Source organism: Nitrosococcus watsonii C-113, assembly GCF_000143085.1.
Taxonomy (GTDB): Bacteria; Pseudomonadota; Gammaproteobacteria; order Nitrosococcales; family Nitrosococcaceae; genus Nitrosococcus; species Nitrosococcus watsonii.
This window is the reverse complement of the sequence record NC_014315.1, coordinates 1,478,624-1,504,448: the sequence shown is the minus strand read 5'-3', so window position 1 is coordinate 1,504,448 and position 25,825 is coordinate 1,478,624. Positions and strand designations below refer to the sequence as shown.

Genomic DNA, 25,825 nt, shown 5'->3' with positions numbered 1-25,825 from the left:
TTCAATATTTCACTCCCGCAGAAATTGGAGGTTCAAAATAGAATAACAGCAACACTCCAGCCGAAACAAATGACAGGCGCCAAACCGAGCCTGCCCCATAACCCCCGCTAGGAGCAAGCCGAAGCTCCAACCAGCGCCCTATTCCCATGATAACGGCAAGGACGCCAAGCGCCGCATGGTGAGCTTCAATGAGAAATTCAGATTTTAGGGCAAACACCGTATGGGAATGAGTCAATAGTAAAGCACCGCCTACCAAACAAAGCCAGGGGAAAACCAACAGAGCCCGAGGATTAACTATCTTTCCCATCCGCACCCGCCACTCGAATAAACCAAGCGCAATAACCAGCACGGTGAGCAAGCGATGCTGCAACACCACAGGTACCTGCAGTGTCCTCCAAAAACTTTCCGGCCCTAGGGGCCAAACAGTAGAAGCGGCAAACAAGAACAAAAAAATAGCCAGCCCTAAAAACAGTAGGGGCCAATGGCGCGCCCAAGCAAAGTACTTGCTGCGGTCCACGAGTGCCAAAAGCGCCATCATCAGAACGATTACCCCGGAAAAGTTGTGATTGAAGTTGCTTTGCGCTCTTTCAGCCGCCACGGGTACAGCATAACTATCAAAAACAGAGCTAGCAGCCGCAGAATACTCCTCCCGCGATGGCGGAATTAAGTGGGGCATCCGCGGCATAAAATGGCCAACCACCTCGCTAAAACTAGCCTGCTGATCAGGCGTGTCCACCGCTGGTGGCAAAGAGGTCAAGGTTGCCGCCAAAAGCAAGACAATACCCAATACCCAGCCTTCCGCCCCAAGAAAAAGAGGTAGTTTCTCTAATATCCCCTTCGCTTGACGCTGCTTCCGCCACTGCCTGACCTGGGAGAAGTTGTTAGCCGCTAGCACCAGTGCCAAAGCCAACAATATCGTCTTGGCAATCACCATAACCCCATAGCCGGTTCCTACCAAACCCTGCCAACTCCCCACATAGGCTATCCCTAGATAGGCTCCAGCAGTCACCAAAAAAATCACCGAGCCCAAGGCCAGGGGAGAACAACGCGCTAGCCAGCGGGGCCAAAGGTAAGAGACTTCTAAATCCCCCCGCAACAGCCGCCACAGAACAAGCAAATGAAAAATCCCTCCCACCCAAACAATAGCGGCCGCCTGGTGTAGGACGGTAATGATCATCAGCGGTATACGATCATCAATACGGCTCGCGCCATGCACTGACCAAGCCCCCGCCGCTATCATTCCGCCGGCGCATAGCGCTAAAACTATCCAGGCAACAAGGGAGGTTGGTCGTCGCATAAGCCAGAGCCAGGACACGGTAGTCAAAACTACACCCGCCATGGCCCGGCTTATGCCTGCTTGAGCAAAACCAGTCTCCAGAAACTGTGTAATCGGCCATTCCCTTAGCTCAGCAGTCAAAAGCAAGCATTGAAGCCCTAACCGAAGAACCTGAATAGCTACCAGAACTCCGCCCCCCACCGCTATCCAAAAAGCGCTGCGCTCCAGCGCTTTTTGGCCCATCATGGTAAGCGGCTGCCAGGGCCGTAATACAGCAAGGGCCACTATCACCCCGCCTGCCGTCAACGCTAGCGCAATAAAATCAAGGCCGCGCAAAAAAACATCAATAAACTCGATAAGCGCCGTCATCGAAATCCCGTATGTTTACGCGGGCTCGTTGACGGCAAAACGAACAACCCCTTCTGTGGTGTGGCCATCCGTAGCTAGAATCTTATAGCGCACTTGGTAGGCGCCCGGCTGCAAGGGCGGCAAGGAAATGTGAAGGCACGCCGGATCAGCATCCTGGGCAAAATTATGCTCGGAAATAGGGAGCCTTTTCCGACGAGTCTTTGTACTCCAGAGACTTGCCCGGGCAAAAGCCTTTTCTATCTTGACATTAAAGCAAAGTGTAATAGCGCCGGGGGCTTGCGTAAGCACTGCTTGGTCGGTCGGTGAGGATTTCACAACCACCGCGTGTCCCCAAGCCAGGGTTACCGTTATCCCCAGAACCAGCAGTATCCCAATACCTGAAAATACTTCCCCCATAAACGAAGGCATCCCTATCGCTTTCGGTATCATGAAGCATTTCTCGAACTTTGGGAGAATAAACGGGGGGAATTCTGAACGCGGGCTTCCCTCTTAACCATGGGCACCTGCTGCAGAGGAAACCACGCTAGCCTTAGACTTAGGTAGCCGAGCACGGTAAGTTTTCACGCGCCGGATAATGCCCTCAGCATCCAAATGACACTGTTCCAAGAGCGCCTCCCGGGAACCATGTTCTAAAAAACCATCAGGTAAACCATGCAGGAGTAAGGGCACTGAGATCCCGTGGCAGGCCAGGCATTCGCTGACTGCGCTCCCCGCGCCACCCGCAGTCACATTATCTTCCACGGTCACCAATAACTCATGGTTCATCGCCATTTCCAGGATCAAACTTTCATCCAGGGGTTTAACAAAGCGCATATTCACCACCGTGGCATCCAGCTTTTCCGCTGCTTCAAGAGCAGGTGCCACCATGGCGCCAAAAGCGAGAATAGCAATACCCTTGCCTTCCCGCTTAAGCTCCGCCTTACCCAACGGCAGTGCTGTCATGCTTGCTTCAACAGCTACCCCGGGTCCTTTCCCACGAGGATAGCGGACCGCTGCCGGTTGATTAAGCACAAAGCCCGTATAGAGCATCTGCCGGCATTCATTCTCATCCGCCGGAGCCATCACCACCAAGTTAGGAACGCAGCGAAGATAGGTCAAATCAAAGCTACCCGCATGGGTAGGGCCATCGGGCCCTACCACGCCAGCTCGATCGATGGCGAAAAGTACTGGCAGGTTTTGCAGGGCAACATCATGAATGAGCTGATCATAGGCCCGCTGTAGGAAAGTGGAGTAAATCGCAACCACCGGCTTTAACCCGTCGCATGCCATCCCGGCAGCTAACGTTACACTGTGCTGCTCAGCAATAGCCACATCAAAGTAACGTTTCGGAAAACATTCGGAAAATTTCACCAAGCCCGAACCTTCCCGCATGGCAGGCGTAATGCCCATCAATCGATCATCCTGAGCCGCCATATCACACAACCACTGGCTGAAAACCTGTGTGTAGCTCATTGCGGACGATGGTTTTTTCTGGGACCCTTGCTGAATGCCAACCTTAGGATCAAACGGGTTTACGCCGTGGTAGGTGACCGGATTTTCCTCCGCCAGCGTATATCCCTTGCCCTTGCAAGTAACGATATGTAGCAGGCGGGGCCCAGCGAGCTTATGTAAATTCCGTAAGGTACGGATCAGTGAGTTCAGATCATGGCCATCGATAGGGCCGAAATAATTAAACCCCATCTCTTCAAACAAAGTCCCTGGAGCTACCATCCCTTTCACATGCTCTTCCGTGCGGCGGGCCAGTTCCCACATAGCTGGCGGCATACGTTCAAGCACCTTTTTGCTACCTTCCCGCACCGTTGAGTAAACCTGCCCGCTTAATAACCGCGTCAAATAACTAGAAATTGCGCCCACATTAGGAGAAATGGACATCTCGTTATCATTCAGGATTACAAGTAGATCAGCCCCCAGGGCACCAGCATGATCCAACGCCTCATAAGCCATTCCCGCCGTTACCCCGCCATCGCCGATAATAGCGACTGTTTTGCGATTCTCTCCCTTCTCCCTAGCAGCAATAGCCATACCGAGAGCGGCACTAATCGAAGTACTGGAATGGCCCACGCCAAAAGTATCGTAAGGGCTCTCATGACGGCTGGGGAAAGGCGCCAAACCGCCTGCTTGACGAATAGTTCCCAGCCGTTCTCGCCGTCCTGTCAGCACTTTGTGGGGATAGGCTTGGTGCCCTACATCCCATACCAGGCGATCTTCCGGAGTGGCAAAAATATAGTGCAGGGCAACCGTTAGTTCGATCGTCCCCAAGCCTGCGGCCAAGTGTCCGCCACTGCGAGCGACGGAATGAAGGAGAAAATCGCGTAATTCCTTGGCGAGAGATTCCAACTCGGACTCGGGCAAGCGGCGCAAGCATTCCGGGGAATCAATCTGTTCTAATAAAGGGTAGCTAGTTACAGAGGCCATGATTTGTCCATAATGGCATTTTTAAGACTTTCCAATTATGTTAAAGCACCGTACCGAAACGCAAGGATTTTTTAGCAGCGCTGGAGAAAAGCTAGTAACATACCAGAATAAAAACCGATTATCTCCAAGCCTGCCCCACCCCTATAAGGTAAGCGCTTAGTAAGTTAAGAGCAAACTTTAGAAATATTTTCTAAGTACACGATTTTTATAATTGCGCTTGCAAAGGACGCTGGTGGTCTGTATTTTTCCTTAATTGTAGAGACATTAACTGACAACGCTTTGGCTTGCGCCATCAAACAACAGGATTAAGCTCATGAAAGTCACTCTCGCCCAACCCCGCGGTTTTTGCGCTGGGGTAGTGCGTGCTATTGATATAGTCGAGCACGCGCTGGAAATTTACGGTGCTCCGATTTATGTATTACACGAAATCGTTCACAACCAGCATGTTGTTGAGGATCTACAGCGGCGTGGGGTTATCTTTACCGAAGATTTAGCCTCCATACCCACTGGTTCAGTTACTATCTTCAGCGCCCATGGAGTTTCCACAGCCGTTGTGGAAACAGCCAAAAAAAATGATTTACAGGTAATTGACGCCACCTGCCCACTGGTGACGAAGGTTCATCTCCAGGCCAAAAAATACTACCGCCAAGGAGATGAGCTGATTATCATTGGCCACGCTGGCCACCCTGAAGTAGAAGGCACCCGTGGGCGAGTCAAGGGAACCGTTTATGTCCTGGATTCCGTAGCGGAAGTTGAAAAGCTAACAGTCAAGGATCCGGAACATATCGCTTATGTCACCCAAACCACTCTGAGCATCGATGATACCCGTGATGTGGTCGATGCACTTAAGAAACGCTTTCCTAAAATTCATGGTCCAGGACTCGACGATATCTGCTATGCAACCCAAAATCGCCAAAATGCTGTCCGCGAGATGAGTAAGGAGGTAGACATCTTGCTGGTCGTTGGCGCGCGTAATAGCTCGAATTCCAATCGCCTACGGGAAGCTGGCGAACAAAATGGTATCACTGCCCATCTTATTCAGGACGCAAAAGATTTGGATTCAAGCTGGTTTACCCCCCAGTCGCGGGTGGGAATTACCGCTGGCGCTTCAACACCAGAAATCCTCGTACAAGGGGTATTAAATGAGCTGCGCAACTATGGCGTCGAAGAAGTTAGGGATTTAGATGGGGTTCAGGAATCCATTAGTTTTCGCCTACCTGCAATGTTGCCGCGCGCTAAGTTAAGGCAAAAACAGGCGGTTAATTCTAAGCGGTAAGGCTATCATAAATTTATAAAGTCCAAGGGGGAAAAGCATGGGTATACCTTTAATCCAGCAATATCGTGTAGGCCGCTACATTCTGAGCAAAAAAATTCATGGTGAAAAGCGTTATCCCCTTGTGCTAATGCTTGAACCTCTCTTCCGTTGCAACTTGGCCTGCGCAGGCTGCGGCAAAATTGATTACCCGGAAGAAATTCTCGACAGGCGTTTGAGCGCGCAAGAATGCTTCGATGCAGTTGATGAGTGCGGCGCCCCCATTGTCTCTATCCCAGGCGGAGAGCCCTTGATTCACAAGGAGATGCCGCAAATCGTCGCCGGTATCGTCAAACGCAAGAAATTCGTCTATCTTTGTACCAATGCCCTGCTCCTATCCAAACGCCTTAAGGACTATACTCCTTCGCCCTATCTTACTTTTTCCGTCCACTTAGATGGCAATCGGGAGCACCATGATGCCTCCGTTTGCCAGGAAGGGGTGTTCGATCGGGCCGTAGCCGCTATCAAACTATGCCGCGAGCGAGGTTTTCGGGTCACGGTGAATTGCACTCTATTCCAAGGAGTAAAACCGGAAGAAGTAGCCGAGTTTTTCGATTACTGTATGGGACTCGGTATAGAAGGCATTACCCTCTCGCCAGGCTATAGCTACGAACGCGCTCCCCGCCAGGATATTTTCCTTCAGCGGGCCGCCAGTAAACGCCTATTCCGGGATATCTTCCGGCTTGATAAAAAACGCAAATGGCATTTTAACCAATCCAGTCTCTTCCTAGACTTTTTGGCGGGAAATCAAACTTACCAATGCACTCCCTGGGGTAACCCTACCCGCAACATTTTCGGCTGGCAGCGACCTTGCTATCTGTTTTCGGAGGACGGTTACGCGCCCACGTTCAAGGCTCTCATGGAAGAAACCGACTGGCGTAAATACGGCACGGGCAATCACCCCAAATGCGCTAACTGCATGGCCCATTGCGGCTATGAACCCACCGCCGTTAATGACACTTTGGCCCACCCCCTTAAAGCCTTCAAGGTTTTTCTCCGGGGACCGCGCCTAGAAGGCCCTTTGGCACCCGAACTTCCTATTAACTATTCAGAAAAACCAGAGGATAATACAGTATCCATACCCGTCGATAGCCTGCGCCATAAAAGTAGAGAAGCTTCCTAACAATATAAACTTTGGAGTTAAGAAGCGGTTTAAAACCGCTTCTTAAACGGATAAATGGCAAAGAGCGGGGGCCAATGAATATACCTTCCCTGGCTTTCTCCTATGGTATGTAATCCCATTGCGCCCTTGGAGCAGCCGAGGAAACCTAATGCTCTCGCCAAACTCCGAGCTGAACCAAACCACGGTGCTTATTCCGCACCGCCATTGGTGGGATTCGCAGCGCCCTGCAAACTCAAGGCAAAGCATGACGGGTGATCCTGATTGATAACTAATCCAATAATGGCATCCCTAGTGTTGCCCAAATGACAATGCCCGGAGAGCAGGTACGGAGGATCGTTGCTGGTAAACAGGACAGTTTGTCTGTCATTGGACCTGTGCTATGGTGCATATCCTTGAAGGTCAACTCTAATAAAAATGAGGAAACAAGGATCCATGAAACGAGCATTAATCGGGGCCATACTGGCAGTTTTCGCCGGAATTGCACCGGTAATATCGCCTGCCGCGGAAAAACAGCCTTCTTCAACGGTTGAGCGTTTGCACAACACCCTTTTAGAAGTGATGAAAGAAGCCGAGACACTTGGCTTTGAGGGTCGCTACCAAAAGCTACTGCCTGTGATCACTGAGGAGTTTGACCTACCTTTTGTTGCCCATTATACCCTCGGTTCCTCGTGGGAGGAGCTTAGTGAAGAGCAGCAGCATCAATTTATAGAGACTTTCCGTGAGCTTTCGGTGGTCGATTATGCCCGCAATTTTGATGGGTACAGTGGTCAACATTTTACCATCGAAAAGGAAACCCCCCTTCCCCGTGGCCGCATAAGGGTTCGGGGTAAGCTCATCGATTCCGACGGCAGCTCAAGCGTGGTTTTCGATTATCTTCTCCACCAAACCGGTAACCAGTGGCGCATCGTTAATGTGATTGCCGATGGGGTGAGCGATTTGGCGGTGAAACGGGCCGAATACCGTCATATCATAAAAGCAGAAGGTTTTGATAGTCTATTAGGCAAGCTCAAAGAAAAGATCGCGCTCTACCGCCACCAGGCAGAGCCCTCATCATCCTAAAGCTATCCAGCTCGATATGCCCCTCCCCCATTCCTCCAACCGTTACTGGACAAATTTACGCCACATTAAAAACGTTAATGGCTTTCTCGCAAGCTGGGTCGGGGGGGTTTATCGCTTAGCGCCCTGGGTTCTCGTTACCATTTTTTTACTTACCGGGGGAGTATTCTATTACACAATGGAAAACTTGGGCGTCGATACTGACACTGCAAATATCCTCTCACCCAACCTCCCTTTTCGGCAAAGCAACGAACGCTATACTCACTTATTCCCACAATATGAGGATACGCTCATTATTGTTATCGAGGGAAATGTTCCCGAACACATTTGGGAAGGAAGCAAGCAACTTGCCGCTAAGCTAGCAGCAAGCGATACTTTATTCAAAAGTGTCTATCTGCCCCAGGCAAACAATTTCTTTGAGCGTTACGGCTTAATGTACCTGAGATTAACAGAACTTGAAGAGACCACGGACAGTTTAGCGCAAGCACAGCCATTTTTGGGCAGGCTAACCCAAGATCCCTCCCTGGGCGGCCTACTCGATATGCTTAACGAAGTCATCAAAGCCAAACAGGTAGGGAATACTAATCTCGAATTACAATCTATCCTCGGCCCCATTAGCCAAGCCATGGAATCCGTCCTCTCAGGACAACCTGATATTTTGTCCTGGCAAGCGTTGATGAGTCCAGAGCGGGCGGCATCCTCCGAGGAACAACGTCAATTTATCATCGTTCAACCGCGAATGGATTTCAACCAAATCCTGCCAGCAGGACCCGCTATTGAAGCCGTTCGTACCTTTTCCGAGGAACTTCAGCTTGATTCCCTGCATGGTTTGCGAGTGCGGATCACAGGGGATGTGGCGCTCTCCCATGAAGAGCTAGAAAGTGCCCTAGCAGGCGCTAAAATAGCAGGGCTCTTGGCGACACTCATGACAGGCGTCCTGCTTCTGCTCGGTTTACGCTCTTTCTCCCTCGTACTGGCAACCTTAGTTACCCTAGTGATTGGGCTTATTTTCACCGCTGGATTTGCAACCGTTGCGATAGGACATCTAAATTTAATTTCAACGGCCTTTGCCGTACTTTATATTGGCTTGGGTACAGCCTATGCCATTCATTTTTGCCTGCGCTACCAGCGGCTTGTTCAAACTGGATTGGGGCAATCAGACGCTCTGTCCACCACCGCCTCAGACGTTGGAATAGCACTTACACTATGCGCTCTTACCACTGCTATTGGTTTTTATGCCTTTATTCCCACCGATTTTGCAGGCGTATCCGAGCTAGGCATTATCGCTGGTACCGGGATGTTTATTAGCCTGGCCTTAACCTTAACCTTCTTGCCCGCTTTACTGCGGCTGTTACCCATCCCATCGTCGACCCGCTCTTGGAGAACACGGGGAAAGATTTTGGTCTTTTTATCCAGCATACCCATATGCTACCGGCGCCAACTTCTCGGAAGCGGGTTAATATTAGGATTAGGAGCATTGCTCCTGCTACCCCAGAGTCGTTTTGACTACAATCCACTTAACCTCCGTGATCCCGACTCTGAATCTGTATCTACCTTGCTTGATCTCATTGACGCTGAAACCATCCCCCCCTTAAGCGCAATTGTATTGGCTTCCGACGCCCCCAAAGCACAACAACTTGCAGACCAACTCCGGCAACTCGATACAGTGGGGGCGGTCGTAACGGTCCAAGACTTTATTCCCAAGCAGCAAGAAGAAAAGCTCGCTATTATTGATGAAATGGCGCTACTGCTCGGTCCCTTACTAAGCTCTTCAGAATGGGAATCTAAAACAAAAGCAGAACAAAAACATAGTACCCTCCGCGGGTTCTTACAAACCCTGGAAAATTACCTCGCTAGCTCAGCAAGCTCTCCCTCACCAGCGGCCTATCAACTAGCAGAGGATTTGCGGCAATTACTTAACCGCCTTAAGGAAAGGGACTCAGCGGCCCAAAAGCAGCTACTGCTTACCCTCCAGCACAGCCTGCTAGCGACCTTGCCAGATAACCTAGCGCGGTTAAGACAATCATTGCAAGCTGGGCCCCTCTCTTTGGACACGCTACCGCCTGATCTCCGCAGGCGTTGGATAGCGTCTGCGGGTATTCAGCGAATTGAGGTTTTTCCCAAGGAAGGACTCAATATTAACGATACCGCTTCTCTCCGTCACTTTGTCAATGACATTCATAACCTTGCCCCTAGCGCCACCGGCGCTCTCATTCTTAGTTTTAGATCAGGTGAAACCATCGTTGCAGCCTTCCAACAGGCTTTTATCTATGCCTTGATAGCCATCACTGTAGTGCTACTCTTTCTCCTGCGCAGCCTTAGAGATACGATATTGGTCTTAATTCCGCTACTCCTAGCGGGGATTTTGCTGGGCGCGGCAATGGTGATACTTAAGACACCTTTCAATTTTGCCAATATCATTGCTCTACCCCTTATTCTTGGAATTGGCGTGGACAATGGAATTCATATGGTCTGGCGAGTGCGGCAAGCACCCCCCAAAACGGGAAACCCCCTTCAGACCAGCACAGCCCGTGCCGTGGTACTCAGTGCCTTAGTCACAGTCTGCAGCTTTGGCAACCTGTTATTGGCTTCCCACCCTGGTATGGCGAGCATGGGATTGCTACTCAGTGTCGGCGTTGCCTTGACTTTGCTTTGCACCTTATTGTTACTGCCGGCGTTACTGCTGGCAACCCAAAATCATTTTAATAGTGTCGGTGAGTAAAAATAACCTTAATTCCAACGGCTCGATGACATGCTATATTGCTTTTTTATACTTTCTTTTTTTGTACTGCCGCGGCTTTATAAGCCCTAGAAATCAAAGGATTCATTAAAGTGAGGCTCGCTGCCTATATTGCATTTCTTGCCGGACTCACCCTATTTCTTGTGTTAGTTGCCAACGAAGGGTTTACCCAAGTAACCTCTGCCTTGGTAATGGCGGGCTGGGGTTTAGCCGTGGTTGTTCTGTTCCATTTAATTCCCATGATCGCCGATACTCTCGGCTGGCGTGTACTATTAGACCAAGCTTACCGGCCACGGTTTTACACCCTTCTTTTAGTTCGTTGGATTGGCGAATCCGTGAACAGTCTGCTGCCCGTAGCCCAGGTAGGCGGAGGACTAGTCAAGTTCCGCTTGCTTGGCCAACACCAGGTACCCGCCTCCCAAGCTGGCGCCAGTGTCGTGGTCAATCTTACTCTAGCGGTTTTTTCTCAAGTGTTCTTTACCCTCTTGGGGCTTAGCCTGCTTACCTTCTTTCTGGGGGAAGGGAAACTAGCCCAGGGAATTTTCATCGGTACGGCATTCAGTCTTTTGCCCATCATCGGCTTTTATTGGTTTCAACAAAGAGGTTTGTTTGGCTGGCTAGCACGGCGGCTTGAGCACCTCTCCGGTGGCCGTAAATGGCTTACTTTAGCTGGCGGTGGCGACGCCCTTGATGCCTCGGTCATCCAACTTTATAAACAACGCCACCGGATATTGCGAAGTTTTTATTGGACATTCCTTGGCTGGCTGTTAGGTGCTGGTGAAGTCTGGCTGGCACTTTATTTTCTCAACCATCCCATAGGCTGGCTTGAGGCTCTGATGATTGAAAGTTTAGCCCAGGCGGTCAAAGGCGCGGCCTTTTTTATTCCTGGCGCCTTGGGGATTCTAGAAGGCGGATATATTATCCTCGGCGGCCTAATTGGGATTCCTTATAGCGCTAGCTTGGCTTTGGCTTTAACCCGCCGGATACGAGAGCTATGTCTAGGCGTTCCGGGGATCATAGTCTGGCAATTCATGGAGGGAAAACATCTGTGGCAACAGGCTAAATCCCCCTCTAAGCAACTCCCGACTGACACTTCCCTGGGCAACTAATCTCTGGATTTTCTACCTACCCGATGCTTGTTCCCCAGCTTGGAAACAGCTAAGATTGAAGCAACCTCGCTAAGATCTGCCTATTTAATCTACTAAGGAGAGTAACCATTGGAACTTCCCCGCAACCCGACTCGCCCCGTCCGTATCGGCACTATCACGATTGGTGATAAAAATCCGGTAGCGGTACAGAGTATGTGTGCCACCCACACCCGGGATGTGGGCGCTACCGTAAAGCAGATCAACGATTTAATAAAGGCCGGCGCTGATGTGGTGCGTGTTGCCGTAGATACCAAACGGGACGTAGAAGCTCTTATCGAGATCCGGCAGCAAACTCAAGCTAATCTGTCAGTCGATCTGCAGGAAAATTACCGGCTTGCCAAAACGGTAGCTCCTCATGTAGATAAGATTCGCTATAATCCTGGACACCTCTACCACCACGAACGGCAAAAACCTTGGCAAGATAAGGTAAAATTTTTGCTGGAAGTGGCGGGTGAAAATGATTGTGCTATCCGCATCGGAGTTAATGGAGGTTCAGTTGACCCAGCCAAGGCTTCCCAATTTTCCGAGGGCGACTCCATCTCACCCATGCTAGCAAGCGCCCTGGAGCACTGTGAATTACTAGACACGCTTGGCTTTATCCGCTACTGCGTTTCCCTCAAGGACTCAGATCCCGCGAAGGTCATTGAGCTCAACCAGCGCTTTGCTGCTGAGCGTCCCGATATTCCTCTGCATCTTGGGGTAACTGAAGCGGGTATGCCACCGGAGGGGGTTATCAAAACCCGAATCGCCTTTGAGCAGCTTATCAGTCGCGGTATTGGCGATACCATCCGGGTTTCCCTCACCTTGCCCTTTGACCGTAAGGGAGATGAGATCGAAGCGGGCCGTCATATTCTTGCCGACATCGCCGCTGGACGGGTACGCAGTGTAGTGGACTACGGCCTTAAATCCCTTAATATCATTAGCTGTCCTAGCTGCTCCCGGGTAGAAAATGAAGCCTTCATCGATCTAGCCCAGGAAGTGAAAGCAATGACCGAATATGCTGCCAATTACGCAGTTACTATTGCCGTCATGGGCTGCCGCGTCAATGGACCTGGGGAAACCGATGATGCTGATCTGGGGCTTTGGTGCGGACCTAAGGCTGTTAACCTCAAGCGGGGCAGCAAAACACTCGGCAGCTATAGCTACCATGATATTTTACCTCGCTTGAAAGAGGAACTCGATATCATCATCTCGGAACGAACAGAGACTGCATAAATAATGCTCATCGAGCAAATTTGGACGGCTAATGCTTATCGTAATTTTAATTACCTGATTGCATGCCCGGAAACCGGTGAGGCGCTAGCCATTGATCCCCTGGATCATCGCCAGTGTCTCGCCACAGCCAAGCGCAACGGCTGGCGAATCACGCAGATACTCAACACCCACGAGCATGGCGATCATACCGGAGGTAATGAGGCTATCATTGCCCAGACCCAGAGTAAATTGCTCGCCCACCATAAGGCCAGAAATAAAATTAGGGGTGTTGATAAAGGTCTGGCAGCGGGAGATAGGGTAAAAATAGGCGAAAGAGTCAAGCTAGAGGTTCTAGATACCCCTGGCCATACCATGAGCCATCTATGCCTATTCGTCCCCAGCGATCCTCCGGCACTGTTCTGCGGCGATACTTTATTCAACGCGGGCGCCGGTAATTGCCACAATGGGGGGGATCCAAGCGCGCTTTACGCCACGTTCACGCAACAGCTTGCCTTACTTCCCGATGACACTCGGATTTATCCAGGCCATGAGTATATGGAAAATAATTTGCGTTTTACCTTGGACCGGGAACCGGATAACAGGCGGGCCATGGCACTGCTCGCTGAAGTTAAATCGCAAAATCCCAACCACGCTTTTGTATCAACCTTGGCATTAGAAAAAGAAATTAATACTTTTTTCCGACTCGGTAACTCTACTTTAATCGGAAAACTCCATGAAGCTTTTCCTGACTTGCCTAAAGCTCCCGATCCGAAGACAGTATTTTTAAAATTAAGGGAGCTTAGAAACAAATGGTAACAGGCTTCTGCTTCCTTTGGTTTTTTTTTGACACAACAACACCTCTTAGGCAGCGAGTTAAGAAAGCGAATCTCCTTGACAGCTTGCCTTCTCCCTGCTAGATCTGACTCTGTCTTTCGTTGCCTATTTCAAACTTAGGGCGTACATAAAAAAGCGGGAAAATACGAAGGGCTAGAAAAAACAAATTGACCCAAAACCACTGAAGGAGAATACAAAGAAATGAAATACAAATTAACTACCGTGTTAATGGCATGCGCGTTAAATCCTCGCGGCAAGCGGTATGGCCCAAGCAAGCGATCACTTAGGCAAAGCGCTAGAGCATGCCGGTATGGCCGTCGCCTCCGGTAAAGACGGGCAGGCAGAAGCAATCACAGAGCATGCAGAAAAAGCTTTAGAGCATGCCAAGGCTGCTGAAAAGGAGGCTAAAGGCGAGGAAAAAGAACATCTCGACGTAGCCATTGAGCATTTAGAGCTAGGAATTAAGGAGAGCAAGGAAGGCAACGCCGATTCCGCTACGCAACATATCAATGAAGGCATAAAACATTTGGAAGCTGCCGCGAAAGCAGAGCATGGAGGCGGCATGGATCATGAACAACATGGAAGTGGAAGTAGCAGTGGCGGCGGGTACGGGCACTAAAGCTGTTTAGCCAAAAATTCTATTGGCGGTTAAGAACCCGTTAGGCAGGAAAATAATTTCCTGCCTAACACCCCTGATTAAAGATGCCAAGACTATTATAGTTAGCAAATAGCTTGTTAGGATTTATCCCCTCCTTCTTGCAAAAATCTGCTTTATCCAGCCATTACCTTTCCAAACGAGATAAGCAACAAGGATGAAAATCCATCCCACCGCAGTGGTTGCTCCCGAAGCCAAGCTAGGTAAAGATATCATTATCGGGCCTTATGCGGTTATCGGCTCTCCAGTGAGTATTGGCGAGGAAAGCATCATTGGTCCCCATGCGGTTATCCATCCCTTTACGCAGATAGGAAATCGTAACCAAATTCATGCCCACGCGGTCATTGGCGGTACGCCACAAGATCTTACTTTCAGTGATCTGGAGACCTGGATCATTATCGGCCATGATAATACCTTGCGGGAAGGGGTCACTCTCCATCGGTCAACAGATCCAACCCACCCGACCCAAATAGGGAACCAATGTTATTTGATGGCTTATTCCCATGTGGCCCATGATTGCACTATCGGCCAGGGTGTTATTCTCACCAATAACGTTTTGCTCGGAGGACACGTGGAAATAGGCTCCCACGCCGTTCTGGGGGGAGGTGCGGTGGTGCATCAGCATTGCCGGATAGGCGCTTATGCTATGGTACAAGGCCATGGTTCCGTGGGCCAGGATGTCCTCCCCTACAGTATTGTCGGGGGACACCCTGTCCGCCACTATCGACTTAATACCATAGGACTGCGCCGGGCAGGCATCAAAGGAGAACGTTACCGGACGCTTGAGCAAGCCTTCTGGCGGCTTCGCAACAACTTAGATTTAAACCCACTCACGGAAACGCCCGAACTCTCTTACCTGAAAAGCTGGCTAGCAGCAAAATCAAAACGCGGCCTTCACCGCTTTGCCGCTAAAAGTTCAGCCGAATAAGCCTCTAGGCCGCCCTCCCCGAACTTTCTCCTTCCAGCATCGCCACGGTAAGTTCGGCAATCGTACACTGAGCGCCTGCGCCTAATGTATGCCTAATCGCATAAAATTTTTGCTGCATGGCTCGCCTGCGCTCCTTATCCCTTAATAAATTTAATGCTTCCAGGGCTATCCGTTCCGGGGAGGCGTCCTGCTGGATTAGCTCGGGTGCCACACCCTCACCTGCAACAATATTGCAAAGAGCAATATGGTCAACCTTAATTAGCAGGCGCCCCAGCCAATAGCTCAACGGGTTCATTTTGTAAATAACAATCAGGGGTACGCCCATCAAGGCAGCTTCCAGAGTAACCGTGCCGGATGCCGCGACCATGGCATCGCAGGCCGCCATAACATCATAGGAGCGATCAGGAATTATTCTCAAAGGAAGCCGGTATTCTTTTAAATAGGGAGTCAAATCAGTCTCATTGAGTGTTGCGGCGAGGGGTAATAAATATTGAACGTCAGGCTCCTCCGAATAAATACGCGCCGCAGCCTCAAGCAATACGGGCAACAATCGCTTTATTTCGCTGTGGCGGCTTCCGGGGAGTAAACCCAGGGTTTTACAGCGAGGATTAAAGCCAAACTCAGCTATTGCTTCACTGCGATTCAATTGGCTTTTGACCTCATGCTCCAAAGGGTTCCCAACAAAATTAACCGGGACTCCCGCCTGCTCATAAAAGGGAACCTCAAAAGGCAATACCACGGCCATCATATCCACTACCTGCCCAATTTGATGCACCCGATACTGTCGCCAAGCCCACACCTGAGGGCTAATATAATAAAGCACCTTAATGCCCAGTGCTTTTGCTCTCTTAGCCAAACGGAGGTTAAATTCCGGATAGTCCACCAGAATCAGCAGATCAGGATGTTTTTTCTCAAGAAAATGGCGCATCTTTCCCATTGCCCCATAAATCTCCTTAAAATGAGATAAAACTTCCACCAGGCCCACCACGGCAAGCCGAGAGGAATCAAACAACGGCTCTACACCAGCAGCCCGCATCTGAGGTCCTGCAATGCCGCAAAAGCGAACATCGGGGGCTATTTTTCTCACCCCACGGATCAAGTGGGCGGCATGCTGATCTCCTGAAGCTTCACCGGCCACGATGGCCACTAAGGGGGCGCTATTTTCCAAGCAGCGTACTCCGAATAATTGCAGCAACCCTATCCACCTGAAGATCACTCATCTCGGGAAAGATGGGCAATGAAAGGCATTGGCTAGCAACCCGTTCACTGATAGGGAGGTGCGTTTCCTGGTACGCCCTCTCAAAAACGGCTTGCCGATGGAGCGGTATCGGATAATAGATCGCCGAGGCAATCTCCTGAGCCGCTAAGGCAGCCCTAATTTCATCCCGGTGTGGAGACAGCAGCGTATATTGGTGATAAACATGGGTTCCATGGGGTTCTTGGTAAGGAAGAATACAATCCGGCAATTCTGCAAGCGCTTCCCCATAACGTTGGGCAACACGCCGCCGCTCAGCATTATATTGATCAATATATTTCAACTTTACTCTCAAAATTACAGCTTGCAACTCATCCAAACGGCTATTAAAGCCTAGCTCCGAGTGATGGTAACGCTGCCAGCTACCATGATCCCGCAGCACCCGGAGGTGCTCCGCCACCCGCTCAGAAGAGGTGGTAATTAGTCCACCATCTCCATAGCAACCTAAATTTTTACTGGGGAAAAAGCTAAAACAACCTGCCAGTCCTAAACTGCCAGTCTTGCGATTATCGGCAGTATCCGCGCCAAAAGATTGAGCACAGTCTTCTATGATAGAGAGGTTATGCCGAGCCGCAATCACCTCTAAAGCAGCCATATCAGCTGCTTGCCCAAAAAGATGCACGGGGAGGATAGCACGGGTCGCTGGTGTAACCGCTGCCGCCACCTGCTCCGTATCAATATTAAAGGTTTTCTCATCGATATCGACGAATACGGGACGGGCGCCCACATAACAAATAGCTTCCGCCGTTGCAATAAAAGTAAACGGTGTGGTAATCACCTCATCCCCGGCGCTAACCCCTGCAGCGAGCAAAGCTAAATGCAGGGCATCGGTTCCAGAAGCCACGCCAACGCCGTGCGCCACCCCCACATAAGCGGCCACTTCCTCTTCGAAGGCTTTCACATTAGGCCCCAGGATAAATCGGCCACCAATAAACGCTTGCTCTAACCCCGCCTCTATTTCTTCCCGAAGGTTTTGATATTGCGTCTTTAAATCCACCATTGGAATCATAAAAGTCTCCATTCCCGGCGGGCGCAAGCTACCCTAGCCAGGCTTATCATAGCGTTGTCTAAACACCCAGCATGTGGTTAATCTGGAGGGCAATAGCCAAAGCCCGGCGTCCTTCCTCGCCACTGACGGAAGGCTGGGTACCCTCTCTTACCGCTTTCAAAAAAGCTTCGATTTCTACTTTGATGGCGTCGCTCTGCTCAAAACAGCTCTCTTCCGAGATAATCTCCGGAATGCCAGGAAACATCTCCTTGGTTCCTTTGCGATAAACACTTAATACTTTATCCTGAAAATCAATCGAGATATAGGCATCCTGTTGAAATACCCGCATTTTGCGCTGCGCTTTCATGCTAACCCGGCTAGCCGTTACATTGGCAACGCAACCATTAACGAATTGAATCCGAGCATTCGCAATATCAATACCGTCAGTTAGCACAGATGCCCCATTGGCATGAATATCGCTTACCGAGGAATTCACAACGCTCAATATAATATCAATATCATGGATCATAAGGTCCAACATGACACTCACATCTATGCCCCGGAGATTAAAAGGGGCCAGGCGATGGGACTCAATAAAACGCGGCACACCAAGAACCCTTTGCAGAGCAAGGGTTGCAGAATTAAAACGCTCTAGATGGCCCACTTGCAAAACAAGATTATAACGCCTAGCAAGCTCTATTAATTCATCGGCCTCGGCAAGGGTAGCCGTCATGGGTTTTTCTAACAAAACATGAATACCCTGCTGCAAGCACTCCTTAGCCACCACATAGTGAAATTGGGTCGGAACGACAATACTTACCGCCTCAACGGTACCGAAAAGATCCCGGTAATCAGTTAAAGCGCTCACGCCATATTCACGCGCAATTTGGCCGGCGGTAGTAGCGTTTAGATCCACCACCGCTACCAGCTCTGAAGCAGGCAGCGCAGCGTATTTTTGCGCATGGAAACGCCCTAAATAACCAACGCCGATAACCGCCGTTTTAACCTTATTTTCCATCACCATTTTCCCATAAACTTTTACGAAAGACCGCAAGAGCCCCGCCTGAAGCGGATCGCTCCGCAGCAATACTTACAGGCCACGGCCACACGCCGCATAAACAAAGCGAGAAAGGCGTGATTGACCAGCGGGATTTGCAAGTTGCCGTAATAGTGCTGGCAACAGTTGGATGAAAGTGGTTGCTCAGAGAGCAATGCCGAATATCGAGGCCAAAATCCTTAACGCTGGCCGAACACGCGGTACAAGGGAACAGTCCCTAGCCGCTGTTCAAGCTCCCGGATTTATGGATTTTGGGGCTTTTATCAGGCGGGCGTCTCATAAAAAAGCTTGGCCCTGAACTGAATTTTAACAGATATTAACCGATAAGTCCTTTTGCCGAAAGAGGTATCTAAGCGGTTGATTAAAAAATTTAATTTTGCAAAAAATTTTCTGACATTAGCCGTTTTTTGTCAACAAAATCTCCCTCGCTAATAAAAAGGCATAGAACAAAGAATACGTATAAATACGTATTTAATTAAAGTTATTATTTCGCCACAATCATTAACTCTAACTTGCTGATATTCCTTGTCCCGCCCCTATTATGCTTGGCAATGGGCAGTTCAATGACTAGGACGCTTTTAGCTACAGGAAGATAAGTATTAGAATCTCCCTGCCAGCTATCTTGTTCCCCCCAATTCAATTTTGGAGCACTTCGTCAGGCCTCGCTTCTACCCCTTAACTATATGCCCCATCCCCAGAACACTAAATAATTTTAGCTCAAGCCCTAAGGGCCTCACGGGGGGAGACTTTAAAGAAACCAAGCGAAAAGAAATGAGCATGAGCATCCGACAACTCCCCTGGAAACGCTTTTCCCTCGTCTTTTTTCCTCTTGCAGGGCTGACTACCCTGGCTTTTATCTCTCTTTATCAAGCGGAACTCAAAACCATACAGGCCTTAGCCGAGCTTAGCGAGAAAGATTCGCTCACATTGCTCAAAGAGGAAATCTGCGATGAGTTTGACGCCATCCAGTCCGCCCTTTTATTTCTGTCTCGGCACCAAGCCCTCAAGGATCTGTTAGCAGGGACCGGCTCGGAGCAGCGGCTAGCCCAAGATTACGTGATCTTTTTGGGAAGCAGGGAGCGCTATGACCAGATCCGTCTTTTAGATTTACAAGGAAAGGAATGGGTGCGCGTAAATTTTAATGGCGGCCAGCCAAACATCGTTCCTCCCCAGCAATTACAGAACAAGGAAGCCCGGGACTACTTCCAAAAAGCCTTGCAGCTTCAACCAGGCGAAATTTACCTCTCTCCGCTTAACCTTAATACCGAGCGAGGCCTCATCGAGCAGCCTCTAAAACCCACTGTTCGGGCTATCATCGCCCTCTTCGATAAGCAACGCCGCAAGCAGGGAATCCTGGTGCTCAATTATCGAGGAAGCCACCTTTTGGATAAACTTCGCCTAGCCGTGCAAAGCACTAAAAAAGTACTATGGCTCGTCAAAGGAAGCGGCCTTTGGCTTTGGAAATCCAACGCCGGGCAGAAGCAAGGGGCGATCTATCTCGAAAAAGACAAGCAAGCATTCGCGGTTGCCTATCCTGAGATCTGGGCCAGAATCCAGCAAAATAAGGAGGGTCAGTTCTATGCTCGCGAAGAACTCTTTACCTATACCACCATTACCCCGTTAGTAAGAACTTCTCCCCGCGCAGCAAAGCTTTACTCCTCTATCCATTGGAAGCTCATCTCCCGCCTCCCCCTCCCTATCCTGTCCACGGCAGCAACGGCCCGCATTCAGCGATTATTGCTTCTCTACAGTCTTTTTCTAGGCGTCTTTCTTATCGTGGCCGGGCGGCTGGCTTACGTCCATCAACGCCGCCAAAGGGACACTCAAGCGGTGCGTCTTAGCGAGGCCCGCTTTCGGAGTCTTTTTGAGGCGGTACCCGATGGTATCGTGATAGCTGATTCCAACGGCCAACTTCTCCTCGTAAACGCCCAAGTAGAAAAGCTATTTGGCTATTCCCGGAAGGAACTCATCGGGCAAAAAATAGAAATCTTACTACCAGAGCAACATCGCAAAGCTCAAGCGATTTATCGCCAACTTTACACTCGGGATAATACCATTACCCGGCCGATGGGCGTCAGATTAGAGCTTTACGGACGACGTAAGGACGGCACCACATTTCCAGCAGAAATCAACGTAAGCCCCCTGAATAAAAAAGAAATATATTTTTCTATTATCAGCACTATACGCGATATCAGCGAACGAAGAAAAACGGAAAACAAGATTAGAGCACTGAATCAAAAACTGCAGCAGCATGTGACCAAATTAAGCACGGTCAATAAAGAACTAGAAGCCTTCAGCTATTCGGTCTCCCATGACCTGCGAGCGCCCCTGCGCAGTATCGACGGCTTTAGCCAAGCCTTGCTAGAGGATTATGAAGATAAGCTTGATAGGGAAGGGCAAGGCTATTTACAGCGGGTGCGCGCAGCCACCCAGCGAATGGGAAGGCTTATTGATGATTTACTGCAACTCTCCCGTATTAGCCGGGTGGAGATGATACCCCAGAAGGTAGATCTTAGCCGCTTGGCGCAAGAAATTGCCACGACTCTGCGGACCGAGGAGCCTCAGCGACAGGTTGAGTTTTGTATCGGGCAGGATCTTACCGCCTCAGGCGATTCACGCTTGCTTCGAATTCTGCTTGACAACTTGCTGGGTAATGCCTGGAAGTTCAGCGCTAATCAGCCCCAGGCTCGGATCACGCTGGGGATGCTAGCGAAAGAAGGCAAGCCCGTTTTCTTTGTCCGGGACAATGGCGCTGGCTTTGACATGCGTTACATCGACAAATTATTCGATCCCTTCCAACGACTACACGGCGCTAATGAGTACCCTGGAACCGGGATAGGATTGGCTACCGCGCAACGCGTTGTCCATCGCCATGGAGGACAAATTTGGGCGGAAGGGCAAATTAACCAAGAGGCCACTTTTTATTTCACGCTTTAGTTAGGGTTAACGATGGGAAACAATAAAGCCATTCTGCTAGTAGAGGATAACCCGGATGATGAAGCGCTTACCCTGCGCGCCTTAAAAAAAAATAATATCACCAATCAGCTTATCGTCGCACGGGATGGAGCCGAGGCGCTAGATTGGCTTTTTGGCGCGGGCCAGCACGCAGACCGAGACTCCAGCGTGCCGCCTCAAGCTATTCTCTTGGATTTAAAATTACCCAAGATCGATGGCCTGCAAGTATTACAGCAAATCCGCGCCCACCCCCGCACCCGGCTACTGCCAGTCATTATCCTCACCTCCTCTGACGAGGAGGCGGACATTGCCGAGTCCTACCAGCAAGGAGCTAACAGCTATATCCGCAAGCCGGTGGAGTTTGGCAAATTCGTGCAAGCCGTCCAAAACCTAGGCTTATACTGGCTAATCCTGAATGAAGCGCCGCCGGCGCCACGGAATTAATAAAATGCGCAAGCTGCGCGTATTACTGGTGGAAGACTCTGAAGATGACGCGCTCCTCCTAGAGCGCCACCTTCGGCGCAGCGGCTACCAACCCGCCGTTACCCGGGTCGAAACCCGGGAAACCATGCTTACGGCACTCCAAGCCCAATCCTGGGATATTATTCTCTCGGATCATAGCCTGCCACATTTTGGCTCAATGGAGGCTTTGAATTTATTGCAACAAGCAGGCATTGATATACCCTTTATCATGGTCTCTGGCACGGTAGGCGAAGATCGGGCCGTTGAAATCATGAGAGCTGGCGCCCACGACTACATCATGAAGGGTAATCTGAGCCGCCTGGTTCCCGCGGTAGAGCGGGAATTGCGCGAAGCCAATATCCGGTGGCAACGCCAAGCTGTAGAAAATGAGCATGCCCGGCTAAGCTCCATCTTGGAGGCTACTCCCGATCTAGTGGCCATTATGGACCTCACGGGCCGTATTCACTATATGAATCGGGCTGGCTGCCAGTGGCTTGGTTTTACTGAAAAGAACCATTATATGGGGGCATCGCTGCTCGACCATTATCCCTCTTGGACAGCAGCCCTGATGCAGAATACGGCAATTCCTACCGCCTTACGGGTAGGGGTCTGGGAAGGGGAAGCCGTGATGCTGAATGGCAAGGGCGCGGAAATTCCCATCTCCCAAGTGCTTCTCTCCCATCGAAACGCCTCCCACCAGGTCGAATTTCTCTCCACCATTGTCCGCGATATCAGCGAACGCAAGCACTATGAGCAAGAATTACAATACCGGGTTACCCACGATACCCTTACCCACCTCCCTAACCGGGTTTTGCTCCGGGATCGGCTGACTCAGGTCTTGGCTCACGCCAAGCGCAACCAGCGCCTGGCCGCGGTATTATTTCTGAATGTGGACAACTTCAAACAAATCAATGACGCTTTGGGGCACCTAGCCGGAGATAAGTGCCTCCGCGCCCTTGCGCGTCATCTGGCAAGCTGCATTCGCGCCAGCGACACCCTCGGGCGCTATGGCAGCGATGAGTTCCTCGTTATTCTTAGCGACCTGTATAGTCCTTCGGATGTAGAAGCTATCATTAAAAAAATTCGCGCCGCCACCAGCCATCCCCTGGCGCTTAATAACAGCGATGTCTTTGTTACTTTAAGCATCGGCGTTTCCCTTTATCCCCAGGCTGGGGATGATGAAGAAACGCTATTGAAAACCTCCCATATTGCTATGCACAATGCTAAGCGCCACGGCCCAGGCCAATCCCGATACTATCTCCCCGAAATGAATTCTCGGGGCGATGAATTATTAGCACTTGAAACCGATCTCCGCCGCGCCTTGGAGCGAGAAGAATTCGTCCTCCATTATCAACCGCAATTAGAAGTTACTACTGGCCAGATCACCGCGGTGGAAGCACTGATACGCTGGCAGCATCCCCACCGCGGATTGGTTCCTCCCAGGGACTTTATTCCCTTGCTGGAGCAAACCGGCCTTATCGAAGAAGTGGGCGAGTGGGTGTTAGAAACAGCTTGCAAACAAGCTAAATCCTGGCATTCAGAAGGCTATCCTATCCGCATAGCAGTCAACTGTTCCGCCCGCCAGTTTCAGCAACACTTTCTCGATAGCGTGCGCCGCATTCTCCAGAAATATGCCTTGCACCCCAGCTACCTTGAGCTCGAAGTCACGGAAAGCGTTGTGATGCAGGATATGCAATCTACCACCTATATTCTGCAACGCCTAAAGGAAATGGGTGTCACGCTGGCCATCGACGATTTTGGCACCGGTTACTCATCCCTTGCTTATCTTAAACGTTTCCCGGTACACAGCTTAAAAATCGACCACTCATTCGTCCGCGACATCACTAACAATGAGGAAGATGCGGCAATTGCTGAAACAATTTTGCTGCTCGGGAATAGTTTGAAACTGGAAGTCGTCGCCGAAGGCGTAGAGACGGGAACCCAAATGCGGTTTTTTCAAGACCGCCACTGCCATCGTATCCAAGGCTATTGGATCGGACGACCCATGCCCGCTAACGATCTTTTTTCGTTAATGGCGGGAAAAAATAACTCCCAGGCAAGATAAAGGCTGGAGATACTTAAATCTAAAGATGAGTGCTTTTTCTATCCAGAAATTCTAAGACCACATTGGTAAATACTGCCGGCGCATCGGCCTGCACCCAGTGCCCCGTATCGGGAATAGAAATAACTTCCGCCATGGGAAACTGCTTTTTAATCTCCTGTTCATCGCTTTTTTGCAGGTAATCAGAACATTCTCCTTTTATAAATAAACTAGGCCGAGAATAGGGTTCCCCCCCATGGCTTACCGCAGCGCAAATGGCGTGATAATTCCGGCTTAAGCCCTCTAAATTAATACGCCAACGGTATCCCTCTCCCGTTTTATCCAAATTCATCAACAAAAACTGCCGCAGGGCACTATTAGGGAGCGAACTTGCCAAGGCCCTATCGACTTCCCGGCGGTTATCATACACAGAAAGATCCAGTTTTCTAAGGGCTTCAAAAATGAAGAGATGTGCTGGCGGATAAAACCGCGGCGCAATATCCACGACCACAAGCTGAGCGATCCGCTCCGGAAAATCCAAAGCACACTGCATCGCTACCTTGCCGCCTAGAGAGTGACCCAGCAGAGCAGCCACGCCGACTCCTTGCTGATCCATAAAGTGGGCTAAATCGCTTGCCAAAGCGGGATAATTAAAGTTTTCCTTATGAGGTGAACGACCATGATTAGGAAGGTCAACAGTCGTTACTTGGAATTGGCGGGCAAACATAGGAACCAGGCTCCGCCAATTATCCATGGAGCCGAACAAACCATGCAAGATAATAAGAGAGGGGCCTTTACCCTGAGTCCGGTAATGAAGTCGCATAAGAACTGCTATTACACACGATTAGAATATTGTATGCTTTCTTAATTAATTATAAAGACAAGGTTTACTGCTTTTCCTCTCATTTTTAGCAGTGTCCTTTAGATAAAATAAAGATACTGCTACGAAACCGTCTACTATAGCATGGCTTCAAATTATGCGGATTTAAATCCTATCCTCCCTCCGGTGAATAGCTGATTCAGAGGTTCCCTCGCTTTAACATACCTATTAAATAATAAACCCAAATGCTAAATTCACTCTCTTCCGACGTCCTCTTCTATGTCTTGATTGTTTTTGTGCTTGGCACGGTCATTGGAATTTTCTCAGGCCGTTTTTTATGGAGCTTTGTGATACCACCCCTTATTGCCGCCTTTTTATTTGGCTTGGAAGCGGGCAGCCTGGTGGCGCTTGCTTATGCCTTATTTATGATTATGACTCCGCCCATAGTTATAGCTTCAGGCGCAGGCGCTTTGCTGGGTATGACTCTGTTTAAAAAATTTCGGCGTCAGCAAGGAAATAAAGATGACCTTTAATATACTGATGATGGCGAGTTTCGTGATTAGTCTTATGATCACCTATGTTTTCGAGCGTTTTTTATGGGCGTTTTTTATACCGCCTCTGGCTATTATTCTCTTTTTTCTCGGTTTAGGTGTTTATCATGAAGCGCTCGGCGCTGGACTAGGTATGGGGATCGGTATGGCTTACTACATCGGATTAGCTTCAGGGGCGGGCACACTGTTAGGTATTGCACTCAAAAAACTCCTTGCTGCTAGGCTTAAAAAGCGGTACCGGAACAAGCGAGAAAATAAAAATTCTCCCTAGCAGAGTTGCATATATGTTAATACTGGCAACAGTGAGTTTCGCGATCAGTCTCATGATCACCTACCTCTCCGGCCGCTTTTTATGGGGGCTTCTTACACCGCCGATGGGTATTGTGCTCTTTTTTCTCTTAGGAGGAATTTCTTCTGAAGCACCCGAAATCGGCCTGGCTATGGGTGTCTATATGGCTTCGTTTTCCTTACTAGCTTCAGGCGCCGGAGCATTGTTGGGCAGTTTTCTTTTCAGCACATCCAAGGAGCAAGTTGAGCCCTGGAACCGGGCTCAACCTTAAACGGAAATTAGAAAAACTACCGCCTCCCTTTCGTTTTTGAACCCGCATCCGTACCAGCGAGATGCGAGTTCACAGTTTTACTCTCT

Annotated in this window: 22 protein-coding genes; 15 read left to right on the top strand and 7 right to left on the bottom strand. The window is 49.9% G+C overall.

Annotated elements, in window-relative coordinates:
- Position 1: 1 nt before the first annotated feature.
- From NWAT_RS06775 to dxs, 3 genes are all read right to left on the bottom strand, one after another.
- On the bottom strand, positions 2–1,645 hold the full coding sequence (locus NWAT_RS06775) for a copper resistance D family protein (RefSeq protein ID WP_013220387.1): 1,644 nt from the start codon (positions 1,643–1,645) through the stop codon (positions 2–4).
- A 15-nt stretch (positions 1,646–1,660) separates the two neighbouring features.
- Positions 1,661–2,053 carry a copper resistance CopC family protein gene (locus NWAT_RS06770; RefSeq protein WP_232420232.1) on the bottom strand — a complete coding sequence of 131 codons (393 nt, stop codon included), beginning with the start codon at positions 2,051–2,053 and terminating at the stop codon, positions 1,661–1,663.
- A gap of 81 nt (positions 2,054–2,134) precedes the next feature.
- Positions 2,135–4,060, bottom strand: a complete 1,926-nt coding sequence (gene dxs / locus NWAT_RS06765; protein WP_013220385.1) for a 1-deoxy-D-xylulose-5-phosphate synthase — start codon at positions 4,058–4,060, stop codon at positions 2,135–2,137.
- A gap of 313 nt (positions 4,061–4,373) precedes the next feature.
- Between dxs and ispH the strand changes: the two genes are divergently transcribed.
- The 9 genes from ispH (at position 4,374) to lpxA (ending at position 15,050) form a co-directional block, all read left to right on the top strand.
- Entirely contained in the window at positions 4,374–5,336 is a 963-nt protein-coding gene (gene ispH, locus NWAT_RS06760; RefSeq protein WP_013220384.1) for a 4-hydroxy-3-methylbut-2-enyl diphosphate reductase, read from the top strand.
- Between the two features lie 37 nt (positions 5,337–5,373).
- Complete coding sequence (gene hpnH, locus NWAT_RS06755; protein WP_013220383.1) at positions 5,374–6,495, top strand: adenosyl-hopene transferase HpnH; 1,122 nt, start codon at positions 5,374–5,376, stop codon at positions 6,493–6,495.
- A 432-nt stretch (positions 6,496–6,927) separates the two neighbouring features.
- Positions 6,928–7,554 (top strand): HpnM family protein, encoded by a 627-nt coding sequence (locus NWAT_RS06750; RefSeq protein WP_013220382.1) that lies wholly within the window; start codon positions 6,928–6,930, stop codon positions 7,552–7,554.
- A gap of 16 nt (positions 7,555–7,570) precedes the next feature.
- Complete coding sequence (locus NWAT_RS06745; RefSeq protein ID WP_013220381.1) at positions 7,571–10,273, top strand: MMPL family transporter; 2,703 nt, start codon at positions 7,571–7,573, stop codon at positions 10,271–10,273.
- A 110-nt stretch (positions 10,274–10,383) separates the two neighbouring features.
- On the top strand, positions 10,384–11,400 hold the full coding sequence (locus NWAT_RS06740) for an HpnL family protein (RefSeq protein ID WP_013220380.1): 1,017 nt from the start codon (positions 10,384–10,386) through the stop codon (positions 11,398–11,400).
- 108 nt (positions 11,401–11,508) lie between these two features.
- The gene (locus tag NWAT_RS06735; protein ID WP_013220379.1) at positions 11,509–12,654 is read left to right on the top strand and encodes a flavodoxin/ferredoxin-dependent (E)-4-hydroxy-3-methylbut-2-enyl-diphosphate synthase; all 1,146 of its coding nucleotides are present in this window, start codon (positions 11,509–11,511) and stop codon (positions 12,652–12,654) included.
- 3 nt (positions 12,655–12,657) lie between these two features.
- Positions 12,658–13,449: a hydroxyacylglutathione hydrolase gene (locus NWAT_RS06730; RefSeq protein WP_013220378.1), complete on the top strand. Its 792-nt coding sequence runs from the start codon at positions 12,658–12,660 to the stop codon at positions 13,447–13,449.
- Between the two features lie 280 nt (positions 13,450–13,729).
- A complete protein-coding gene (gene smbP / locus NWAT_RS06725) occupies positions 13,730–14,086 on the top strand; it encodes a small metal-binding protein SmbP (RefSeq protein ID WP_232420231.1) in 357 nt (118 codons plus the stop codon).
- Between the two features lie 193 nt (positions 14,087–14,279).
- Positions 14,280–15,050: an acyl-ACP--UDP-N-acetylglucosamine O-acyltransferase gene (gene lpxA, locus NWAT_RS06720; RefSeq protein WP_013220377.1), complete on the top strand. Its 771-nt coding sequence runs from the start codon at positions 14,280–14,282 to the stop codon at positions 15,048–15,050.
- 4 nt (positions 15,051–15,054) lie between these two features.
- Here lpxA and lpxB read toward each other — a convergent pair whose 3' ends face one another.
- From lpxB to NWAT_RS06705, 3 genes are read right to left on the bottom strand one after another with little or no spacing between them, the layout of a single operon-like run.
- On the bottom strand, positions 15,055–16,218 hold the full coding sequence (gene lpxB / locus NWAT_RS06715) for a lipid-A-disaccharide synthase (RefSeq protein ID WP_013220376.1): 1,164 nt from the start codon (positions 16,216–16,218) through the stop codon (positions 15,055–15,057).
- On the bottom strand, positions 16,208–17,314 hold the full coding sequence (locus tag NWAT_RS06710) for a DegT/DnrJ/EryC1/StrS family aminotransferase (protein WP_013220375.1): 1,107 nt from the start codon (positions 17,312–17,314) through the stop codon (positions 16,208–16,210). Before NWAT_RS06710 ends, lpxB begins: the two co-directional genes overlap by 11 nt.
- A 58-nt stretch (positions 17,315–17,372) precedes the next feature.
- The gene (locus NWAT_RS06705) at positions 17,373–18,311 is read right to left on the bottom strand and encodes a Gfo/Idh/MocA family protein (protein WP_013220374.1); all 939 of its coding nucleotides are present in this window, start codon (positions 18,309–18,311) and stop codon (positions 17,373–17,375) included.
- An 816-nt stretch (positions 18,312–19,127) separates the two neighbouring features.
- Here NWAT_RS06705 and NWAT_RS06700 point away from each other — a divergent pair.
- From NWAT_RS06700 to NWAT_RS06690, 3 genes are read left to right on the top strand one after another with little or no spacing between them, the layout of a single operon-like run.
- The gene (locus NWAT_RS06700; RefSeq protein WP_157679826.1) at positions 19,128–21,287 is read left to right on the top strand and encodes a sensor histidine kinase; all 2,160 of its coding nucleotides are present in this window, start codon (positions 19,128–19,130) and stop codon (positions 21,285–21,287) included.
- 12 nt (positions 21,288–21,299) lie between these two features.
- Positions 21,300–21,749, top strand: coding sequence for a response regulator (locus NWAT_RS06695; protein WP_013220372.1), 450 nt, complete (start codon positions 21,300–21,302; stop codon positions 21,747–21,749).
- Complete coding sequence (locus NWAT_RS06690; protein ID WP_041350552.1) at positions 21,721–23,832, top strand: putative bifunctional diguanylate cyclase/phosphodiesterase; 2,112 nt, start codon at positions 21,721–21,723, stop codon at positions 23,830–23,832. The genes NWAT_RS06695 and NWAT_RS06690 overlap by 29 nt, the downstream gene beginning before the upstream one ends.
- A gap of 19 nt (positions 23,833–23,851) precedes the next feature.
- Here the strand turns inward: NWAT_RS06690 and NWAT_RS06685 are convergent, their stop codons facing one another.
- The gene (locus NWAT_RS06685) at positions 23,852–24,631 is read right to left on the bottom strand and encodes an alpha/beta fold hydrolase (protein ID WP_013220370.1); all 780 of its coding nucleotides are present in this window, start codon (positions 24,629–24,631) and stop codon (positions 23,852–23,854) included.
- 242 nt (positions 24,632–24,873) lie between these two features.
- Between NWAT_RS06685 and NWAT_RS06680 the strand changes: the two genes are divergently transcribed.
- From NWAT_RS06680 to NWAT_RS06670, 3 genes are read left to right on the top strand one after another with little or no spacing between them, the layout of a single operon-like run.
- Positions 24,874–25,161: a hypothetical protein gene (locus NWAT_RS06680; RefSeq protein WP_013220369.1), complete on the top strand. Its 288-nt coding sequence runs from the start codon at positions 24,874–24,876 to the stop codon at positions 25,159–25,161.
- Entirely contained in the window at positions 25,151–25,450 is a 300-nt protein-coding gene (locus tag NWAT_RS06675) for a hypothetical protein (protein ID WP_013220368.1), read from the top strand. Before NWAT_RS06680 ends, NWAT_RS06675 begins: the two co-directional genes overlap by 11 nt.
- 13 nt (positions 25,451–25,463) lie before the next feature.
- Positions 25,464–25,739, top strand: coding sequence for a hypothetical protein (locus tag NWAT_RS06670; protein WP_013220367.1), 276 nt, complete (start codon positions 25,464–25,466; stop codon positions 25,737–25,739).
- Positions 25,740–25,825 lie beyond the last annotated feature (86 nt).

What these genes read in the sequence shown, in the direction of transcription:
- NWAT_RS06775 (WP_013220387.1), bottom strand. Translation starts at nt 1,645, where the DNA reads ATGACGGCGCTTATCGAGTTTATTGATGTTTTTTTGCGCGGCCTTGAT.
- NWAT_RS06770 (WP_232420232.1), bottom strand. Translation starts at nt 2,053, where the DNA reads ATGCCTTCGTTTATGGGGGAAGTATTTTCAGGTATTGGGATACTGCTG.
- dxs (WP_013220385.1), bottom strand. Translation starts at nt 4,060, where the DNA reads ATGGCCTCTGTAACTAGCTACCCTTTATTAGAACAGATTGATTCCCCG.
- ispH (WP_013220384.1), top strand. Translation starts at nt 4,374, where the DNA reads ATGAAAGTCACTCTCGCCCAACCCCGCGGTTTTTGCGCTGGGGTAGTG.
- hpnH (WP_013220383.1), top strand. Translation starts at nt 5,374, where the DNA reads ATGGGTATACCTTTAATCCAGCAATATCGTGTAGGCCGCTACATTCTG.
- NWAT_RS06750 (WP_013220382.1), top strand. Translation starts at nt 6,928, where the DNA reads ATGAAACGAGCATTAATCGGGGCCATACTGGCAGTTTTCGCCGGAATT.
- NWAT_RS06745 (WP_013220381.1), top strand. Translation starts at nt 7,571, where the DNA reads ATGCCCCTCCCCCATTCCTCCAACCGTTACTGGACAAATTTACGCCAC.
- NWAT_RS06730 (WP_013220378.1), top strand. Translation starts at nt 12,658, where the DNA reads ATGCTCATCGAGCAAATTTGGACGGCTAATGCTTATCGTAATTTTAAT.
- smbP (WP_232420231.1), top strand. Translation starts at nt 13,730, where the DNA reads ATGGCCCAAGCAAGCGATCACTTAGGCAAAGCGCTAGAGCATGCCGGT.
- lpxA (WP_013220377.1), top strand. Translation starts at nt 14,280, where the DNA reads ATGAAAATCCATCCCACCGCAGTGGTTGCTCCCGAAGCCAAGCTAGGT.
- NWAT_RS06710 (WP_013220375.1), bottom strand. Translation starts at nt 17,314, where the DNA reads ATGATTCCAATGGTGGATTTAAAGACGCAATATCAAAACCTTCGGGAA.
- NWAT_RS06705 (WP_013220374.1), bottom strand. Translation starts at nt 18,311, where the DNA reads ATGGAAAATAAGGTTAAAACGGCGGTTATCGGCGTTGGTTATTTAGGG.
- NWAT_RS06700 (WP_157679826.1), top strand. Translation starts at nt 19,128, where the DNA reads ATGAGCATCCGACAACTCCCCTGGAAACGCTTTTCCCTCGTCTTTTTT.
- NWAT_RS06695 (WP_013220372.1), top strand. Translation starts at nt 21,300, where the DNA reads ATGGGAAACAATAAAGCCATTCTGCTAGTAGAGGATAACCCGGATGAT.
- NWAT_RS06690 (WP_041350552.1), top strand. Translation starts at nt 21,721, where the DNA reads ATGAAGCGCCGCCGGCGCCACGGAATTAATAAAATGCGCAAGCTGCGC.
- NWAT_RS06685 (WP_013220370.1), bottom strand. Translation starts at nt 24,631, where the DNA reads ATGCGACTTCATTACCGGACTCAGGGTAAAGGCCCCTCTCTTATTATC.
- NWAT_RS06680 (WP_013220369.1), top strand. Translation starts at nt 24,874, where the DNA reads ATGCTAAATTCACTCTCTTCCGACGTCCTCTTCTATGTCTTGATTGTT.
- NWAT_RS06675 (WP_013220368.1), top strand. Translation starts at nt 25,151, where the DNA reads ATGACCTTTAATATACTGATGATGGCGAGTTTCGTGATTAGTCTTATG.
- NWAT_RS06670 (WP_013220367.1), top strand. Translation starts at nt 25,464, where the DNA reads ATGTTAATACTGGCAACAGTGAGTTTCGCGATCAGTCTCATGATCACC.